The 18,277-nt window shown below is 70.6% G+C and carries 18 protein-coding genes; 9 read left to right on the forward strand and 9 right to left on the reverse strand.

Annotated elements, in window-relative coordinates:
* Positions 1–7 precede the first annotated feature (7 nt).
* The 3 genes from BM339_RS43980 to BM339_RS43990 all read left to right on the forward strand — a co-directional run bounded on the left by BM339_RS43980 (position 8) and on the right by BM339_RS43990 (position 4,206).
* A complete protein-coding gene (locus tag BM339_RS43980) occupies positions 8–2,044 on the forward strand; it encodes an MFS transporter (RefSeq protein WP_111832232.1) in 2,037 nt (678 codons plus the stop codon).
* Between the two features lie 138 nt (positions 2,045–2,182).
* Entirely contained in the window at positions 2,183–3,328 is a 1,146-nt protein-coding gene (locus BM339_RS43985) for an acetyl-CoA C-acetyltransferase (RefSeq protein WP_021592784.1), read from the forward strand.
* A gap of 83 nt (positions 3,329–3,411) precedes the next feature.
* Complete coding sequence (locus BM339_RS43990; protein ID WP_021592783.1) at positions 3,412–4,206, forward strand: enoyl-CoA hydratase/isomerase family protein; 795 nt, start codon at positions 3,412–3,414, stop codon at positions 4,204–4,206.
* A 5-nt stretch (positions 4,207–4,211) separates the two neighbouring features.
* Here the strand turns inward: BM339_RS43990 and BM339_RS50450 are convergent, their stop codons facing one another.
* The 4 genes from BM339_RS50450 to BM339_RS44010 are packed head-to-tail and all read right to left on the reverse strand — an operon-like array spanning position 4,212 to position 7,405.
* Positions 4,212–5,342 carry a hypothetical protein gene (locus BM339_RS50450; RefSeq protein WP_075024690.1) on the reverse strand — a complete coding sequence of 377 codons (1,131 nt, stop codon included), beginning with the start codon at positions 5,340–5,342 and terminating at the stop codon, positions 4,212–4,214.
* On the reverse strand, positions 5,339–5,869 hold the full coding sequence (locus BM339_RS44000; RefSeq protein ID WP_256255825.1) for a YcxB family protein: 531 nt from the start codon (positions 5,867–5,869) through the stop codon (positions 5,339–5,341). The genes BM339_RS50450 and BM339_RS44000 overlap by 4 nt, the downstream gene beginning before the upstream one ends.
* On the reverse strand, positions 5,847–6,812 hold the full coding sequence (locus BM339_RS44005; protein ID WP_075024692.1) for a helix-turn-helix domain-containing protein: 966 nt from the start codon (positions 6,810–6,812) through the stop codon (positions 5,847–5,849). Before BM339_RS44005 ends, BM339_RS44000 begins: the two co-directional genes overlap by 23 nt.
* Before the next feature lie 59 nt (positions 6,813–6,871).
* The gene (locus BM339_RS44010) at positions 6,872–7,405 is read right to left on the reverse strand and encodes a 2,4'-dihydroxyacetophenone dioxygenase family protein (protein ID WP_075024693.1); all 534 of its coding nucleotides are present in this window, start codon (positions 7,403–7,405) and stop codon (positions 6,872–6,874) included.
* A gap of 186 nt (positions 7,406–7,591) precedes the next feature.
* Here BM339_RS44010 and BM339_RS44015 point away from each other — a divergent pair, with 186 nt between their 5' ends.
* The 6 genes from BM339_RS44015 to BM339_RS44040 all read left to right on the forward strand — a co-directional run bounded on the left by BM339_RS44015 (position 7,592) and on the right by BM339_RS44040 (position 12,736).
* Positions 7,592–8,029, forward strand: coding sequence for an SRPBCC domain-containing protein (locus tag BM339_RS44015; protein WP_021592778.1), 438 nt, complete (start codon positions 7,592–7,594; stop codon positions 8,027–8,029).
* A complete protein-coding gene (locus BM339_RS44020) occupies positions 8,026–8,379 on the forward strand; it encodes an ArsR/SmtB family transcription factor (RefSeq protein ID WP_021592777.1) in 354 nt (117 codons plus the stop codon). The genes BM339_RS44015 and BM339_RS44020 overlap by 4 nt, the downstream gene beginning before the upstream one ends.
* A 48-nt stretch (positions 8,380–8,427) precedes the next feature.
* Positions 8,428–9,849, forward strand: coding sequence for an MFS transporter (locus BM339_RS44025; protein WP_075024694.1), 1,422 nt, complete (start codon positions 8,428–8,430; stop codon positions 9,847–9,849).
* Positions 9,850–9,859: 10 nt separating this feature from the next.
* Positions 9,860–10,645, forward strand: coding sequence for an SDR family NAD(P)-dependent oxidoreductase (locus tag BM339_RS44030; RefSeq protein WP_021592775.1), 786 nt, complete (start codon positions 9,860–9,862; stop codon positions 10,643–10,645).
* Positions 10,646–10,776: 131 nt separating this feature from the next.
* Positions 10,777–11,454 (forward strand): SMODS-associated NUDIX domain-containing protein, encoded by a 678-nt coding sequence (locus tag BM339_RS44035; RefSeq protein WP_021592774.1) that lies wholly within the window; start codon positions 10,777–10,779, stop codon positions 11,452–11,454.
* Positions 11,429–12,736 carry a hypothetical protein gene (locus tag BM339_RS44040; protein WP_075024695.1) on the forward strand — a complete coding sequence of 436 codons (1,308 nt, stop codon included), beginning with the start codon at positions 11,429–11,431 and terminating at the stop codon, positions 12,734–12,736. Before BM339_RS44035 ends, BM339_RS44040 begins: the two co-directional genes overlap by 26 nt.
* Before the next feature lie 3 nt (positions 12,737–12,739).
* Here the strand turns inward: BM339_RS44040 and BM339_RS44045 are convergent, their stop codons facing one another.
* The 5 genes from BM339_RS44045 to BM339_RS51005 all read right to left on the reverse strand — a co-directional run bounded on the left by BM339_RS44045 (position 12,740) and on the right by BM339_RS51005 (position 18,160).
* Complete coding sequence (locus BM339_RS44045) at positions 12,740–13,186, reverse strand: nucleoside 2-deoxyribosyltransferase (protein WP_075024696.1); 447 nt, start codon at positions 13,184–13,186, stop codon at positions 12,740–12,742.
* Positions 13,183–15,438 (reverse strand): phosphotransferase, encoded by a 2,256-nt coding sequence (locus BM339_RS44050; protein ID WP_075024697.1) that lies wholly within the window; start codon positions 15,436–15,438, stop codon positions 13,183–13,185. The genes BM339_RS44045 and BM339_RS44050 overlap by 4 nt, the downstream gene beginning before the upstream one ends.
* A gap of 1 nt (position 15,439) precedes the next feature.
* Positions 15,440–16,792 (reverse strand): B12-binding domain-containing radical SAM protein, encoded by a 1,353-nt coding sequence (locus BM339_RS44055; protein WP_075024698.1) that lies wholly within the window; start codon positions 16,790–16,792, stop codon positions 15,440–15,442.
* 207 nt (positions 16,793–16,999) lie between these two features.
* Positions 17,000–17,533 (reverse strand): YciI family protein, encoded by a 534-nt coding sequence (locus tag BM339_RS44060; protein WP_075024699.1) that lies wholly within the window; start codon positions 17,531–17,533, stop codon positions 17,000–17,002.
* Positions 17,534–17,554: 21 nt separating this feature from the next.
* On the reverse strand, positions 17,555–18,160 hold the full coding sequence (locus BM339_RS51005; RefSeq protein WP_256255826.1) for a LuxR C-terminal-related transcriptional regulator: 606 nt from the start codon (positions 18,158–18,160) through the stop codon (positions 17,555–17,557).
* Between the last annotated feature and the right edge of the window lie 117 nt (positions 18,161–18,277).

The raw sequence follows: 18,277 nt of genomic DNA on the forward strand, positions 1-18,277 counted from the left end.
GGGCGGCATGACTGCGGCGGTGGAGGCGCGGGACGAGCGGGCCATGCCGAAGGGCAGGGACCTCTACGTCATCCTCGGCGCCCTCATGCTCGCCATGCTGCTGGCGGCGCTGGACCAGACGATCGTGTCGACGGCGCTGCCGACGATCGTCAGCGACCTCGGCGGGCTCAACCACCTGTCGTGGGTCGTGACGGCGTACCTGCTGGCGGCCACGGCCTCGACGCCGCTGTGGGGGAAGCTCGGCGACCAGTACGGGCGCAAGCGGCTGTTCCAGGCGTCGATCGTGCTGTTCCTGGTCGGGTCGGCGCTGTGCGGCCTCTCGCAGGACATGACGGAGCTGATCGGGTTCCGCGCCCTCCAGGGCCTCGGCGGCGGCGGGCTGATGGTGCTCGCCGTCGCGATCGTCGGGGACGTGGTGCCGCCCCGCGAGCGGGGGCGCTACCAGGGGCTGTTCGGCGCGGTGTTCGGCGTGTCCAGCGTGTGCGGGCCGCTGCTCGGCGGCTGGTTCGTCGACAACCTGTCGTGGCGCTGGGTGTTCTACATCAACCTGCCGATCGGGGTGCTGGCACTCGCGGTGATCGCCGCCGTGCTGCGCGCGGCGGGCGAGCGGGAGCGGCACCGCATCGACTACCTCGGCACGGTGCTGATCGTCGGCTGGGCGGTCGGGCTCGTGCTGATGACGACCTGGGGCGGCACGCGCTACGCCTGGGCGTCGGCGCCGATCATCGGGCTCGCCGCCGGCTCGGTGGCCCTCATCGCGGTGTGGCTGCTCGTCGAGCGGCGCGCCGCCGAGCCGGTCATGCCGCCGGCGCTGCTGGCGAACCCGGTGTTCGCGCTCGGCGCGGCGATCAGCTTCGCGGTCGGCTTCGCGATGTTCGGCGCGCTGACGTTCCTGCCGATCTTCCTCCAGGTGGTGCACGGCATCTCGCCGACGCTGTCCGGGGTGCACCTGCTGCCGATGATGCTCGGCCTGCTGGTCAGCTCGGTCGGGTCCGGCCAGCTGATCAGCCGGTTCGGCCGCTACAAGGTGTTCCCCGTGATCGGCGCCCCGGTCATCGCGGTGGCGCTGTACCTGTGCTCGCGACTGGACGAGAACTCGTCCACGCTCTCGATGAGCCTGCGGTTCGCGCTGCTCGGCTTCGGGCTCGGGCTCGTCCTGCAGGTGCTGGTCATCGCCGTCCAGAACGCGGTGTCGTACAAGGACCTCGGCTCCGCGACGTCCGGCGTCACGTTCTTCCGGCAGATCGGCGGGTCGTTCGGCGTCGCCGTGTTCGGGTCCGTCTTCAGCAGCCGGCTGGCCGACCAGGTCGAGGATCTGGCGCGGGTCCTGCCGCCCGGTTTCGACCCTGCGGCGGTGCAGGGCGATCCCGGCGTGCTCGACGGGTTTCCCGCGGCGGTGAAGCAGGACGTCCTGCACGCCTACGCGCAGTCGATCGACTCGGTGTTCCTCTGGGCCGTCCCGGTGGTGGCGGTCGCGTGCGTGCTGACGTGGTTCCTGCGCGAGGTGCCGTTGCGGGCGACCGCGCAGGCGCGCGATTACGGCGAGGGCTTCGGGGCGGCGCCGACCGTCCGGTCGTCCAGGCACGAGATCGAGCGCGCCCTGAGCGAGCTGATGCGCAAGGACGCCACGGCCTTCGAGCTCTACGACCGGCTGGGCGCGCTCTCCGGGGTCTCGCTGCCCGCGGGCAGCGTGTGGGCGCTGTGCCGGATCGCCAAGGACGGGACGGTCAGCGGCCAGGACCTCGCCGACCGCGCGGGCGTCGCCGTCGAACACGGCCGCCCGTACGTGGATCTGCTCGTCGACGCCGGGTACGTCCGGCGGCAGGACGGGGTCCTCGCGATCACGCCGTCCGGGGAGGCCGCCGCGGGGCGCCTGTTCGCCGCGCGCCGCGAGGGCCTCGCCCGGCACCTGGAAGGGTGGGCACCAGAGGAGCATCCCGAGCTGGCGGACGTCCTGCGGCGGCTCGCCGAGGCGTCCCTCGGCGACGAGGCGGACGGCGCGGTCCTGCGCCCCGAGCCGCGGGCCGCGGAGCGGGGCGGGTAGCCACAGGCCGCGGAGCGGAGGATGGGCATGGCGTCCGAGACTCAGCTCACATGGTGTTGCGCCCTCGGGGATGTAATCTCATACTGACGACCGAATCTCACTCGGTTTCGGGACGGAACCCCACAACTTGGAGGCGCAGTGGCCGAGGCGTACATCGTCGGCGCGGTCCGTACCCCCGTCGGTACCAAGAAGGGCGCCCTGAAGGACGTCCACCCCGCCGATCTCGGGGCCCACGTGCTCAAGGAGCTCGTCAACCGCACCGGCGTCGACCCCTCCGCGGTCGAAGACGTGATCACCGGCTGCGTCATGCAGGTCGGCCCGCAGTCCCTCGACATCGCCCGCACCGCGTGGCTGTCGGCCGGGCTGCCGGAGACCGTGCCCGGCGTGACCATCGACCGGCAGTGCGGGTCGTCCCAGCAGGCGATCCACTTCGCCGCGCAGGGCGTCCTGTCCGGCACCCAGGACCTCGTCGTCGCGTCCGGGATCGAGCAGATGGCGGTCGTCCCGATGGGCTCGTCCGTCGCCATGGCCCTGGAGAAGGGCATGCCCTTCCCGTACGGCGAGGGCTGGGCCGAGCGCTACGGCATGCAGGAGATCTCCCAGTTCCGCGGCGCGGAGATGATGGCCGAGAAGTGGGGCCACACCCGCGAGGACCTGGAGAAGTTCGCGCTGGAGAGCCACCAGCGCGCCGCCAAGGCCATCGAGGCCGGCTACTTCGACCGGGAGGTCGCCCCCATCGCCGGGCTGTCCAAGGACGAGGGCGCCCGCCCCGACACCACGCTGGAGAAGATGGCCGGGCTGAAGACCCTCCGCGAGGGCGGCGTCATCACCGCGGCCGTCGCCTCGCAGATCTCCATCGGCGCGTCCGCGCTGCTGATCGCGTCCGAGGAGGCCGTCAAGCGGCACAACCTGACGCCGCGCGCCCGCATCCACACCCTCGCCGTCTGCGGCTCGGACCCGGTCTACATGCTGACCGGCCCGATCCCGGCGACCGAGAAGGCGCTGGACCGCGGCGGCCTCAAGATCGACGACATCGACGTGTTCGAGGTCAACGAGGCGTTCGCCCCCGTCCCGCTGGCGTGGGCGCACGACACCGGCGCGTCCCTGGAGAAGACCAACCCCAACGGCGGCGCGATCGCCCTCGGGCACCCGCTGGGCGCCACCGGCGGCATCCTGATGACCAAGCTGCTGCACGAGCTGGAGCGCACCGGGGGCCGCTACGGTCTCCAGACGATGTGCGAGGGCGGCGGCCAGGCCAACGCCACGATCATCGAGCGCGTCTGACGCACCGCGCGGCACCGCCCCTCGGAGCATGCGGCATGCTCTGAGGGGCGGTTCGCGGTTCACCGGCGGAAAAGGGGCGGGGCATGTACGAGACGATCCTCTATTCGGTGGACGAGCGGATCGCGCGGATCACGCTGAACCGCCCCGACGCCCGCAACGCGCTCAGCGACCGGATGACCGGCGAGCTGCTCGACGCGTTCGAGCGCGCCAAGGCCGACGACGGCGTCCGGGTGATCGTCCTGACGGGCGCCGGCGACCGCGCGTTCTGCGCCGGCGCCGACCTCGGCGGCCTCGGCCGGGCCCAGGCGGACGGCCGCTCGGTCGCCGACGCCTCCGCCATCCGGGAGAGCGCGCCGTTCCGCCTGTTCACCGCCTTCCCCGCGCTCGGCAAGCCGATCATCGCGCGGCTCGCCGGCCACGCCGTCGCGGGCGGCCTCGGCCTCGCCGCCGCGTGCGACCTGGTGATCGCCGCGGACGACGTCAAGCTCGCCACCCCCGAGGTCAACGTCGGCCTCTGGCCCATGATGATCATGGCGATCATCAACCGGAACGTCGCGCCCAAGCACGCGTTCAAGCTCTACTACACCGGCGCCCGCATCACCGCCGCCGAGGGCCGCGAGATCGGCCTCGTCACCGAGGTCGTCCCGCGCGCCGACCTCGACGCCCGCGTGGACGAGCTGGCCCGTGTCATCGCGTCCAAGAGCCCGTTGGGCTTGAGCCGGGGCCGCGACGCCTTCTTCGCCATCGAAGGCCGCCCCCTGGAGGACCAGGTCGAGCACCTGCTCGGCGAACTCGTCCACCTGGCCGCCACCGACGACGCGAAGGAAGGCATCACGGCCTTCCTGGAGAACCGTCCCCCCGACTTCCAGGGCCGTTGAAACGGCTACCTCGCCGGGGTGAGCTCTTCCAGGGCGAGGTGGACGAGAACCTTCAGATGGCGGGCCCGCAGCGGGATCGGAGCCTCCAGCAGCGGCGGGACCCGCTGGTCCCATGAGGCCGCGGCGATCGTCAGCTTGAGCGCGCCGTCCTCGTCGCCGGAGACCAGGGCGAGCGCGAGGTCCAGCGCCGGGCTCGGCCCCTCGACCCGACGCCGGAACGCCTCGAACTCGGGCGGCGCGCCGCCGTCCATGCCCAGGGCCGCCAGAACGATCAGCCAGGCGCGTGCCGACGCGGACGCGTCCGGCCAGAGCGCCATGAGGTCGGGAATCCGCTCGATGACGGCCCGGCATGAGGCGGCCTCGTACGAGCCGGCCTCGTTCGTGCCGGCCTCGGCGGTGACCGGCACGGGGTCGATGGTGGCGATGTAGGCCAGGTGGATCAGCAGGTCCAGGCGGTACTCGGGGGTCAGCCGCGGTGCGCGGGCGAGCTGCACGAGGAACCCGACGGTCTCCGGGGTGCAGTCGTAGCAGGTGTCCTGATGGACGACCGTGCTGAAGTACTCCTCGGTGAACTCGTCCCACGCCTCGTCGTTGGCGGCGAGGCCCCGCAAGATGTCCGGGACGTCGTCCGCCGGCCCGTAGGCGCCGGTCAGCGCCGCCCAGTCGACGTCGTCCAGACCCAGCAGCACGACGGGCTCGCCCGTGGGGCCGTCCGAGGGCTCCGGGTTCGCGAGATCGTGGACGATGACCGGGCGTGGCGCGCGGGCCGGTTCGGAGGAGAGCGCCGACAGGCGCGCGTCCCGCACCTGCCCGGCGGTCCGGTCGCAGATCGTCTCTCCCTCGGGGAGGAAGCGGCGGGCCGTCTCCGGCAAGGCCGTCGAGAGCCGGACGGTACCGCCCAGGTCCTCGCTCAACCGGGAGACGATCCGGTTCTCGGCGGCCGCCCACCAGGTCTCGTCGTCGTCCGGGAAGGGCCCCTCGTCGAGGCTGTCGATCCGCCATCCGGAGCCGGGCGCGGGGGCGACGCGAACGAGCGCGTGGCCGCGGGCGGCCAGCTCCTGGGCGCCGTTCCGGGCGGTCTCCTCGTCCGGGACGACGAGGCTGTACGTGGTGGCGAGCCGCGGAACCTGGCTCACTTGGCTCCGACCGGCGTCCGGGCGGCCAGGAAGCCGTCTATCTCGGCGCGCTGGGCGGGGTCGAAGGCGGCCTTGGGGAGGAACGCGGCGGGCTGCTTGCTCACGAAGAGCACCCAGAACTCCGGGGTCGCGGCGACGTCGGAGAGCATCGACCAGCGCATCATCGTGGTGGACTGGTCGGTGCGGGCCTCGTAGCCCTCGGCGGTCACCCGCAGCGTCGTGGGGACGCAGAGGAACGCGAGCTGCTGCCTGGCACGCTTGCGCAGCCACCAGTTGCCAGCGAGGGGCGCGAGGACCGACGACACGAGCAGCGCGATGCCCAGCTTCAGCTCGCCGGTGAGGAAGAAGACGGCGGAGCCCACGAGCAGGGCCGACACCAGGACCGCGTACAGAGCCGTGAGCTGGCGCCGGAGACCCCGGGTGAACGCCCGGACCACCTCGTCCGGCGTGGGCTGGTAGCTGACCGTGATGTCCACGTTGCCGCCTTTGTTTGGAGTGTCGCGCTCATCCTTCAGGTGGGCGTTCACCTGCGCAAGCTTCCGCGCGCACCTCCGAGGGGGTGCGGCCGAACCGGGCCCGGAAGTGGCGGGCGAAGTGGGCCTGGCTGGAGAAGCCCCAGCGGTAGGCGACGTCCGCGATGGTCCCGCGGGCGGCGTCCGGCGCGGTGAGGTCGCCGTGCGCGCGCCGGAGGCGGCGTTCCAGGATGTGCCGGGACGGGGTGGTGCCCGCCGGCTCGAAGATCCGGCCGAGATGCCGGACCGACACCCCGAGCGCGGCGGCGACCCGGCCGGGAGAGAGGCGGGCGTCGTGCAGGTGCCGTTCGATGTAGTCCTGGGCGACGATCAGCCGGGTCCGGTACGCGGCGGGCGCGGGACGTCCGCCGGCGCGCTCGGCGGCCAGGAGCCCGAGCAGGTCCAGGACGCCGTCCCGGGCGGTCGCGTGCGGCGCCTCCAGGACGGAGCGGAGCGTCCGGAGCAGCTCGCCCTCCCGGGCCGTGCCGCGTCCGAACACCATGGGCGCGGGGACGCCGCCCGCCATGCACCGCTCGGCGAACACCTCGCGCGGGACGTCGACCAGGAACTGCCGCATGGACGAGGAGAACCCGAACAGGTAGGGGCGGCGCGTGTCGTACAGGACGAGGTCCCCGGCCGTGGCGGCGAGGCAGCCGTGCTCGTGCAGGAAGACCGCCTCGCCCTCGACCAGCAGGGACGCGAACACCGACTCCTTCGGGACGGCCCTGGCGATCTGCGGGGTGCGTTCGATGGCGTGGGCGTTGCCGCTGATGTCGGCCAGCCGCACGTCCCCGAGCCGGAAGTTGGCCTGCCGCGCCAGCAGCCCCTGCTCGGAGTAGGACGTGCAGGCCAGCCCGACCAGCGCCCTGCGGTTGTAGTCCTCCCAGTAGTCGATGCGGTCGCGCGGGTCGACGTCCTCGGTGCTGGCCTGGGAGATCATCGGTGCGGGCGCCGGCATGGTCTGCTCCTCCCGAGGTGGGGTGTCCTCGGGCGGAGCCTACGTCGTGGCCGGGAGGCTCAGCGGAACAGCGAGTCGACGAGGTCCGCGCCCAGGCCGACCTCGGCGTAGTGCTTGCGGCACATATCGATGTAGTCGTGGACGTCGAAGTAGCCGTCCGGGTCGCCGTTCTCGTCCAGCCAGATGAGCGGGCCCTTGACGATGAACAGCGTCTTCATCGGCTCCTCGTCCTCGTAGGCGACGAGGGTGTGCCCTTCGCCCGGCGCCTCGTAGACGAAGTCGCCCGCCGTCGCCGTCCAGGGGCGTTCGAGGTACCCCCACTTGCCGGAGATGGTGTAGGCGAACACCTCGTGCGGGTGGTAGTGCCGGTTGACGAGCCCGGCCTCCTTGGACCGCAGGATGTCGGACCACGTGTTGTCCTTCACGTTGATCCACAGCGGCCTCGATCCGACGGTGTCGGTGAACGGCACGTAGTAGCGGTCGTCGTCGGTGGCGACCTTGGACAGGTACACCTCCGGCAGCGCGTCCGGCTTCTGCGAGTTCTCGATCGGCTTGAGGTCCTTCCAGAACTCCGAACCAGGCTTCTCCGGCATGGGACGGCTCCTCTCGCGGTCGCGTCACCGCGAGTGAAGCCCGTCCGGCCGGTCCTGTCTTTCCTCTGGCGGACGCCCCGCCTTGTTGATGCCGGACATGCCGGTAGTGCAACCGTAGGGTTGCGCCTCGATGGGCTCATGTGCAACCCTGTGGTTGCAACAACGGTACGAGTGAGGAGCGATCACATGAGTGAGGACCGGATTGAACGCGAAACCCTGATCGCGGCATCCTTGGAGCGGGTCTGGTCGCTGGTGACCGATCCCGGGTTCTGGGTGAACGACGAGCCGGGCCCGACCGGCGCGGCCAAGGAAGGCGAGTCGACAGTGGCGAAGAACTCCGAGTACGGGGACTTCCCCGTGCGCGTGGAGAAGGTCGAGCCGCCGACGTACGTCGCCTACCGCTGGGCCAGCGCCTTTCCCGGAGAAGAGCTGCGCGACGACAACAGCACCCTCGTGGAGTTCACACTGACCCCCGAGGGCGCCAAGACGCGGCTCCGCGTCGTCGAGAGCGGGTTCGCGCTGCTGGCCGGTTCCGAGGACCTGCGCCGCAAGGCGCTGGAGGACAACTCGGGCGGCTGGCCCCAGGTCCTGGACGCCTTCAAGTCCCGCGCCGAGGCCGCGTGACCGACACCCCGCGCGACGGCGTCGCGTCGGTCGACAGCGTCTTCGCGGCGCTGGCCGATCCGACGCGGCGCCGCCTGCTCGATCTCCTCGCCGAACAGGGCGAGGCCACCGCCACCACGCTCGCCGGACGGCTCCCCGTCTCGCGGCAGGCGGTGGTGAAGCACCTCGCCGTCCTGGACGCCGCCGAGCTGGTCACCTGCAGCCGGGTCGGACGCGAGGTGCGCTACGCGGTGCGTCCCGCCGCCCTGAACGCGACGGCGCGGTGGATGGCCGCGCTCGCGGCCGACTGGGACCGCCGCCTGGCGAACATCAAGCGCATCGCCGAAGAAGCCGAGCAAGACGCCCCCTGACCACCCCACCTGCGCATTTTCTGTTCTTTGTGGAAGGTGTGTTCTCGCATGTCCACTGAAGCCATGTCACCTCCGCGCATCGAAGGCCGGCAGCGCCTGGTCGTTCTCGTCCTGCTCGGTGCCGGGTTCATGCTGTCCGTCGATTTCTCGATCCTGAACGTCGCGCTGCCGATGGTCGGGGAGGGCGTCGGGCTGGACGTGACCGACCTGTCCTGGATCGCGTCCGCCTACGCGTTGCCCGCGGCCGGCTTCACGCTGGTGTTCGGCCGGATGGCGGACCTGTTCGGCCGCCGCAGGCTGTTCCTGGCCGGGATGGCGCTGCTGACGGCGGCCTCGCTGCTCGGCGGCTTCGCGTCCGGCCCCGAGACCCTGCTGGCCGCTCGCGCGCTGCAGGGGTTCGCCACCGCGATGGCGGCGCCCGCCGCGCTGTCCCTGATCACCAGCACGTTCGAGGAGGGCGCGCTGCGCGAGCGCGTCCTCGGGTTCAACGGCGCCCTGCTGTCCGCCGGCTTCACCGTCGGCGCGCTGGTCGGCGGCGCCTTGGTCGGTCTGCTGAGCTGGCGGGCGGCGTTCTTCATCAACGTCCCGGTCGCGGTGGCCATCCTGGTGGCCACCCCCGCCCTGATCGGCGAGAGCAGCCGTCCCGCCCGGACACGGCTGGACCTGCCCGGGGCCGTGACCGTGACCGGCGGCCTGCTGGCCGTGATCTACGCGGTCGTCGAGCGGAACGTCCCCGCGGCCATCGCCGGCGTCCTGCTGCTCTCCGCCTTCTGGGTGATCGAGCTGCGCTCGCCCGCCCCGCTCGCCCCGGTGCGCATCCTGCGCCGCCCCACGGTGAAGTGGGGCAACTACGCGGGCCTCGTCATCTTCGTCATGGAGCCCGCGATGATCTTCCTGACGACGCTCTACCTGCAGAACGTCCTCGGCTTCTCGCCGCTCGCCACCGGCGCCGTCTTCGGCGTCCCCGGCCTGGCGTCCGTCGCCGCCGGGGTGATCGGCGGACGGGTCATCGGGCGCTTCGGCGGGCGGGCCGTCCTGACCACGGGCCTGGCCGTGCAAGGCCTGGCGACGCTGCCCCTGGTGTTCCTCGGCACCGGCCGGATCGCGCTCGTCATCCTGATCCCGGCGCTGTTCATCGGCTTCTTCGGGCACGTGAGCGCGATCGTGGCGTACACCGTCACGGGGACCTCGGGCCTGCCGAACGAGGAGCAGGGGCTGGCGACCGGGCTGACCCTGATGACGCAGCAGGTCGCCATCACCGCCGGCGTCCCGATCCTCAGCGCGGTCGCCGCGACGCGAAGCGGGGAGCTGACCGGCTTCCACTTCGCGCTGAGCGTGAACGTGGCCGTGACGCTGGCCAGCGCGGTCCTCGTCTGGTTCGGGCTCCGCCGCCGCGGCGAGGACGGTCCCGCGCCGGCGCCCGTCAAGGTGTCCGCGTCCTCGGACCTCCCTGTCGGAGGCTCCGCCTAGGGTTCCGGCCATGGACCTCGGACTCTCGGGACGGCGCGCACTGGTGACGGCGAGCAGCGGCGGGATCGGCGCGGCGGTGGCCCGCCGGCTGGCCGGCGAGGGCTGCGCCGTCCTGGTGCACGGCCGTGACGAGGGACGGGCCTCGGAGGTCGCGCAGAGCGTGCGCGGCGAGTGCGACGTCGTGCTCGGCGACCTCACCGACGACGAGGCCGCCGCCGAGGTCGCGTCGCGGGCCCGCCGCTGGGGCGTGGACGTCCTGGTGAACAACGCGGGCCCGTTCGCCGAGCACGACTGGGAGACCGCCGAGCCGTCCGCCTGGCTGGACGCGATGAACGGCAACGTGGTGTCCGCGGTGCGGCTGATCCGCGGGCTCGTCCCCCCGATGCGCGAGCGCGGCTGGGGACGGATCGTCAACGTCGGCAGCCGCGCCGCGACCACGCCCCTCCCGAACATGGTCGACTACTCCGCCGCGAAGGCCGCCGTCGTCAACATGACCACCGGCCTCGCCCGCCACCTCGCCGGGTCGGGGATCACCGCGAACACCGTGAGCCCCGGCGTGATCGTCACCGAGGGCATGCGCCGCATGTTCGAGGACCGCGCCGCCGCCCAGGGCCGCCCGGCGGAATGGCGCGAGCTGGAGCCGGAGGTCCTGGCCGAGTACGCCCCGAACCCCAGCGGACGCCTCGGCGCCGAAGACGACATCGCCGCCGCCGTCGCCTTCCTCGCCAGCCCCCTGGCCGGCTACGTCAACGGCATCAACCTCCGCATCGACGGCGGCATCACGCCGGTTCCGTAAGCCCGTCGGGCAGGTCGGCGACGCGGCGGTCACCCTCCCGTCCACTCCTCGCAGGAACCTCCGGGTTCTATGGCAAGTGCCACAGAACCCGATGGCGGCACGGCGCAGGATGGAGGCGGGAGGTCAGCGAGATGGCGGCAGGCCGGCGTGAGCGGCGCGAGATGCGAGTGTCGTTCGCCGCGCTGCTGCGGATCAGGGACGACGACCGGCACGTGCTGCTGCATTCGCCGAGCCGTCCCGGATCCTTCAATCCGCCGGGTGGCGTCTACAAGTACTTCCGGCCCGCGGCGCGGATCCTGGACGCCCTCGGATACCGTGCCGACCGCGCCGCTCCCCTCGCCGAGGACATGCGCTCGGACCTGAGGGGATTTCTGCCGGCATCATCCCTGGGCGCCTTCCAGAGATGGTTCTCCACCGGCGCCTACCGGGAGGACGCCACCGAGTGCCTGCGGCGGGAGCTGGCCGAGGAACTGGCGGAATCCGAGCTCCACCACCTGGTGCCCGACACGTTCGGCGCCCGCTTCGAACACGTCCGGACGGTGGTCGAGGACGTTCCCGCGAGGCCGGGCAGGGCCTACCGGCAGGTACGCCACCTGGAGGTGTACGAGCCGATCCTGAACGGAGACGCGATCGCGCGGCTCTGCCGGTCGCTGGTCGCGTCCGGGATGGACGAAGGGGTGCCCGCGGTGATCTGCGCCTCGTCGGACCAGATCGCGCACGGCCGCAGCGGCGCCGCGCTGATCGGCGGACACGCGGCCTACCTCATCGGCGACAGGCGGTTTCATGCGGATCTTCCCATGGTCCGATGAGGAGGCCGCGAGGTCGGACGGTCGTCCACCGGACCGCGACCGCTTTCTGGCGACGGTCGACGTGTGCACCGTTCGGCGGTCGCGCCTCGTCCGGGTGACCCGCGTCGATATCGAGAGGCCGCGGGTGCACGCCATCCCTGCGCTTCCCGATCATCTGGGCGCTCAGCCGGTTCCCGAGGGCCACGACCTGTTCGGCCTGCGGCTGGCGTGCGTTCTGGGCCGGCCGCCGTCGCGGACCCGGTACGCCGGGGTGTACCTGCGGGTGTGCTTCGAAGACCGGCGGGTGACCGTGCTCGCCTTGCACCCCCTTGGCGAGCGGTTCGACGGCGAAGGCGGTACGACGGCGGCCGTGCAGGAGCCGGCGGCCCGGGAACGCCCGCCTTCAGACGCGGGGCGGTTGGCGTACTCGTCGGCAGAGCTGGACGGCCACGCCGCCGGCCTCTTCTTCGGCAGTACCGAACCGGCCGGGCGGCCGGCCGCAGGCGGCGAGCCGGTCGGCTACCTCGTGCAGGCTGTCGTCAGCGCGCCGGTCGCCCTGCCGGAACTGACCGGTACGTTGCGCGTGGACGTGTCGGTCGTCCGGGCATCGCGCCGGGTGGAGCACGCGCATGGCCGCGAGCCCGCACGGTTCGCCCTGAAACTGCCGGGCGAGCGCACGCCCATCGCGAGCCCGGCCCGGCCGGCCGAGAAGACCGCCCCGGCGGCGTCGGGAGTGCGGCTGTGCTTCGCGGCGGACATCGAGCGGTTCAGCCGCTTCCGCACCCCGGAGGCGGCCCGCGCTCAGCGGCGCTTCGTCGACCTGCTCGATGACGCCCGCCGCCACGCGGGGCTGCCCACGGCGCACACCGACCTGCAGAGGTCGGGGGACGGCCAGTTCGACGTCCTGCCGGCCGCCCTGGACGAGAGCCGCGTCATCCCGCGGCTCATCGAGGGCCTGGTCGACGCGCTGGCCGAGACCAACGCGGACCTGAACGCGCATGCCCGGCTGCGCATCAGGGCGGCGCTGCACCGCGGCCACGTCAGCAGCGGCATCAACGGATGGCTCGGGGAGTCGACGATCGCCGTCCACCGCCTCCTGGACTCCCCCTCCCTGCGCCGTGCGCTCGCCGACCATCAGGAGGCCGACCTCGCCTTCATCGTGTCCGATGTCATCTTCCGGGACGTCATCGCACATGGATACGGGCGGCTGGCCGCGGACGCCTTCGACCGGGTGTCGGTGCGTCTTCCCGACAAAGGCTTCGAGGAAGACGGCTGGATCTACGTGCCGGAACCGCGAAGGTGACCGTCAAGCGGGTGTGACGGATGTCAACCGCGCCTGGGTGAGCAGTCGGCGGACCGCCGCCCTGAGCCCGGCCTTCTCCTCGTAGCAGGTCTCATAGTCGGCGAGGTCGGTGGTCATGGGTGGCCTGTCTGATTTATGCCACACTGCGAGGATCGGTTTCTCCAGTGCCTTGGCGTACCCGGCCTCGATGTTCAGGCCCACGCGCTTGGACCCCGCGCTGCTCGTGAGGTCGAGCAGGACCGCGTCGGCCTGGGAGATCCGCGCGAACGCCGCCTCGAGGACCTCCTTCTTGGACAGGTGCCCGGTGTGCCAGTTCTGCGCGTCGCGGATGTGGGCGTAGGTCTGCAGGCCGACGTCGCCGGCCCCCAGGGCGATGAGCCTCAGCCGCTCCCGGAGTAAGTCGAGATGCTCGCCGTCCAATGCGTAGCAGATAAAGATGAACCGGGTCATCGAGCCCTCTCGAACGCATAATGGGCCAGCACCAGACAGGCCCTTTTCTCCACTTCCGGCACATCGAATTTCAGGCGCCCCAACAGGATCAGCCCCATGAGTGAATAAAACGTGGTCGGCTTCCCCAGAAACATTATCTCCTCCGGAAGATTCTTGTACTCGAACAGTGATAGCTGACGAATGTGCTGGCGATTCCGACTTCTCTGGACAAGTCGCCGCATCCAGCCACGCTCATCGCCGTCCATGAGCGACCGCTCCAGGGCCGCCAGCGTGGGCATGTCGAACCGGTCCGCGACGAGCCGCGACTTGAGGTCGGCGAAGAGGTACGCGATGTCGTAGAGCGCGGGAAACCGTTCGCGCATCCTGGCGTAATCGATGATCCCGAATCCGCCGCCGCCGAAGAGGACGTTTCCGGCGTGAAGATCGCCGTGGATCGGGGAGAGAACGAACGAATAGTGCTCGTCCTCGAGGAACTCCTCCGTCCGCGCGGCCGGATCCGGGATGCGCACCCCGCCGATCTCCAGCAGATGGCCGCTGCGGGGCACCTTGAGCCGGTCGAGCAGCGAATCGTAGAACTCCCTGCGCCCGGCCAGTACCCGTCCTTCGAGATGGAGCCGGCGTCCCGGGGTCACCTCGTTGAGCAAGATCTCGTTCCCGCCGGAAAGGAAGATGTCGAGCTTCCTGTGGTCGTCGCATGTGTACGCCCGCGCCACCCTCCTGCCGATATCGACCTCGGCGATGTCCACCTCCACGCTCAGGGGCGCCTCGGCCGATTCACCGGGGCGGGACGCGATCGCGTTCCCGGCCCGGTCGTAGCGGGCCACCTCGACGCGGTACTCCGCCGGCAGGAACTCGTTGATGTACGTTCGCAGGCTGCCCGCATCGACCCTCGTCCCATGCTTGTAAAGGACCTCGTGCAGGTGCGCCTCCAGGAGGCGGTCGAGTCGTGCGCGGGCGAGCTCGAAATCATCATGGACCGGACGGAACAGCGCGGAGATGTCGTCGATGCGTTCCTGCCTCCTGATGCCGAGATAGTGCTGAGCGTCCTGGTAGACGATGCCGGCGAGGCCGTCGACGGAGCCGCCGGTGCGTTTGATCGTCATGAAGGCGGCGGTCGCGCGGTTGCGCACGAACCTCTCGTAGTTACGGCGCTCCTTGCGCACGTCGTACTCCGGGCCGATCTTCAGGATGGAAACGTTGGACACCCGCAGTTCGTTGGGCTCTTCGTACTCCCGGGCTTCAAGGACCGTGGCGCCGCTCTTTCCACCTCGAAACTCGCGGTACAGCACGATCTTCTTCGAGTTCTCCCCGAGGAACAGCTGGCGCGCGATGCGCTCGATGCGGCGCCGTTCGTGCCAGGAGAAGTTGGAGCCGATCTCCCAGCGCCAGGCGATCTCGACGTCGCCGTCGCCGTCGTCCAGCGAGTAAGGGATCATCGCGCGGACATTGGCGAGGACCTTGGTGAGCGCCATCTGGAGTTCCGACTCCGAGCGGTGCATCCGGTTGAGGCCCTCTCTCACCCGCTCCGGTGCCGGCTCCAGGATGTGCTCCTTGAACTCCTGCAGCCAATCGCTTCTGAGCGTCGGCCTGCTCCGCAGCAACGACAGCTTGTGCGAGACGAAGTCCTCGTTGTCGTTGATGTCGATGAAGCTGTTCACGCTGTCGGTGCGGTCCATCCCCGCCTCCATGAACAGATCGGGGAAGTCCTCGAAGGTCTGGAAGGGGACCTCGATCCCCAGATCGTGCAGGACCTCGTCGAAGCACTCGGCGATCGCGCGGTGCTTCCTCCCGCAGACGAGCTCGTCCGGGCGCAGGTACTCGATGGCCGCCAGGCACTTGGGGACGAACAGGATGTTGGGGGACGCCCATGCCCGGTTCTGCTCGTCGATGAGACGCCGGACCGCGCGAGAATCGGCTGTATAGAGCGCGTTGTACCGTTCCTGGATCTCGATCATCCGGTCGCGCGCCAGGTCCAGTTCGCTGGTGCTGAGGACGCGCAGCCGAGGCCGGTCGAATCCGAGATAGTTCTGGTAGAAGCCCTTGGTCAGCTCTATCTCCTCGTTCAGCCGGATCCGTATGGTCCTGTTCCGGCTTTCATGTTCGTCATAGGGAATGAGAAGGATGATGACGTCGTGTCCCTCGACGAGCAGCCGGTAGAGGTAGTTGAGCATCTTGAGGTGACCGAGATGGAACATCATGCGCGGGCGGGCGTGCACCAGATAGGTACGTGTCCGGACGGGGGGATCGCTCATGTCAGGACGCCGGTTCTCCGATTTCGCTGTAGAAGCGATTGATCATTTGATGGATCTCCGCCGCGTCGACGAGCGAGTACCGCGTGGCCGCTCCCCACGCGTGCTTCCGGAAGTACTCCTTGTCGACCTCGAAGTCGGAGTAGTCGAGCATCTCCCGCTCGGTGCGTCCCTCGGCACGAAGCCGCGTCCACAGGGCGGAGCCGGGCATCGGCTTGAACATGAACACGCGTGGCCTGAAAAGGTGCTCCGTGCCGAGCCGCCCGGCGGCGTGCAGGCCTCGCGCGAGGTCGATCGTCGCCTCCATCTCCGCCTTCGTCTCGCCGGGGAAGCCGATGATGAAATATCCCTTGGAGGCGATGCGGTTCCTGGTCAGTGTTCCGACGGCCTCGTACAGTTCGGGCTCTTTGCTCAGCTTGCCCACCGCACGGCGCATTTCGAAGGAACCCGACTCGATGCCGAAGGAGAGCCGCGCGACTCCCGCCGCGGCGGCCCGCGCGATCGTCTCCGCGGGGAGGCGGCGCAGGAACTGCAACGGGAAGCTGACCTCCCACTGCAGCGTGATTTCGTCGCGTTCGAGGAAGTCCAGGAACGCCTCCAGGCTCGCGCGCCCGTCGAAGGGGAGGTCGTCGACGATCTGGATGCCTTCGACGCCGTGCCTCTCCCGGAGGTGGTGGACCTCCCGGCGTACCGAGCCCAGGGAGCGGCTCCGGTAGCTGGTTCCGTTGCTCCGGCAGCTTCCGGCGCAGAAGGTGCAGGCGAACACGCAGCCCCGGCTGATGGACATGTCCATCCAGCGGCGGCCGTCCCGCAGGTAGGGCTCGGTCGCCAGCAGGGTCCTGTCCGGAATCGGAAGCGCGTCGAGGTCGAGCGGGGCGTCCGGCGCGGTCGTGACGATGCTGCCGATGGCGTCCCGGAAGTGTATTCCCGGGATGGTGAGCGGGTGAACGCCCTTGAGGATGTCCACGATCTTCTGTTCGCCGTCATGGCGTACCAAGATCCGTGCCCGCCCGAGCCGTTTCGCGAAATGTCCGGGCGGCATGGTGGAAACATGCGGGCCGCCCGCGATGACAGTGACCGGGCCCGGAATCCGCTCGGTGATGTCCTCGACGATCGGGAAGTTCATCGAGAACGCGTTGAAGCCCGCCACGCGCGGCTTCCGGCGATCGATCTCCGATGCGATCTCGGCCGGCGTCAGCTGTTTCTCCTCGGCGTCCAGGATGCTCACGTCGAATCCCGCGCCCTTGGCGGCGGTGGCGACGTACAACAGGCCGACCGGAGTGGAGTAGGAGCTGGTGTAACGGGGGTAGCGGGAGTAGTCGTGGATGGGACTGTTGATCAGCACGAGATCTGACATTGCGGCCAACCTTGCGGAAAGGATCTCCAGTGTTCGCCGTCCCTGGCTCCCCCAACGGGCTTTCACTGGACGCTAACGCGGCGGCGCACTCCGGTCCGTGGCCGATTGCACACATTGCCGGAACCGGTCAGTGTTTGATCATCTTTCTCGCCGCCGCGGGCACGCAGAGAATTCGGGCGTCGGGAATTCTCTATTGGGGTGGGTTGATCAGCGGCGGCCGCCGGGTTGCCATTGGTGGGTTTCCAGGGCGGCGTAGCGGTCCGAGGTGAGGGTGGCGCGGGCCGTTTGTGGGGCCGGGGTCTGGACGAGGGCTGCGGTGCCGAGCCAGGTGGTGGCGTCGTCGGACAGGAGTGGGCCGTAGGCGATCAGGCCGTCTTGGTCGGGTGGGGTGGTGTCGGCGGCCTCGCCTGAGCCCAGGCCGAGCACCAGGTAACCGCCGGTCAGGTCGCCCGGGACGTCCCACATGGTGCGGCCGAGCTGGTTGCGCCACCGGCGGATCAGGACGTCCCGGTACGCGCCGGCCTGGTAGCAGGGCTCGTCGAAGGCGAACGCGCGAGCGGCGGCGGGGTCCGGCAGGTCGACGATGTGGACGCTGCCGGTGAGCGTCTCGCCGTCGAAGGTCGGGCCGCGGGCGATCATCTCCGCCGCGTACCCGTCCATGTAGGACCAGTGCTCCTCCAGCAGCTTCTCGCGCAGCTCCCGGGAGCCGGGACGGTCGCGGTGGTAGACGAAGAACTCCATGCCCGACAGTCTTCACCCCTGTCAGGTCCGCGGGGACACCAGGCCGGACTCGTAGGCGAGGACGACGAGCTGGGCGCGGTCGCGGGCGCCGAGCTTGGCCATGGCCCGGTTGATGTGGGTCTTCGCGGTGACCGGGCTGATCGCCATGCGGGCGGCGATCTGGTCGTTGGGCAGGCCCCGCGCGACCAGGGCGACGGCCTCCCGCTCGCGGTTGGTCAGCTCCTTCAGCGCCGTCCCGGCGTCCGTGCCTAGCGGCTCCGCGACGTACCGGCCGATCAGCATCCGGGTGATGGACGGCGCGAGCAGGGCGTCCCCGCGCGCGGCGACGCGGACCGAGTGGAGGAGGTCCTCCGGCTCGATGTCCTTGACGAGGAAGCCCGCGGCACCGGCGCGCAGCGAGTTGAAGAATCCGCCCGATGCCGCCGGCTCCTGGCCGCCGCCCGCCGTTACGGCGGTGATCGATGCGGACGACCGGGGCCCGGGCACCTCGCCCGATGCCCTGACCTCGCGCGAGCCCCGTGGGTGGCGTCCGACCCGGCGCGGCGTGGTGCTGGCCGGGCTGGGGGCCGCCGCCGCGGCGACCGTCCCCGCGGCGTGGCTGCTGCGCCCCCCGGCGGGCGCGGGCAAGCCGGACGGATCGCCGCGATTCGGGGCACCGGTCACGCTGCCCGACGGCCACGACCGGGTGCGCTCGGTGTCGTTCAGCCCGGACGGCCGCCTCCTGGGCCACCGCCGACGGGAACG

Source organism: Actinomadura madurae, from assembly GCF_900115095.1.
Taxonomy (GTDB): Bacteria; Actinomycetota; Actinomycetes; order Streptosporangiales; family Streptosporangiaceae; genus Spirillospora; species Spirillospora madurae.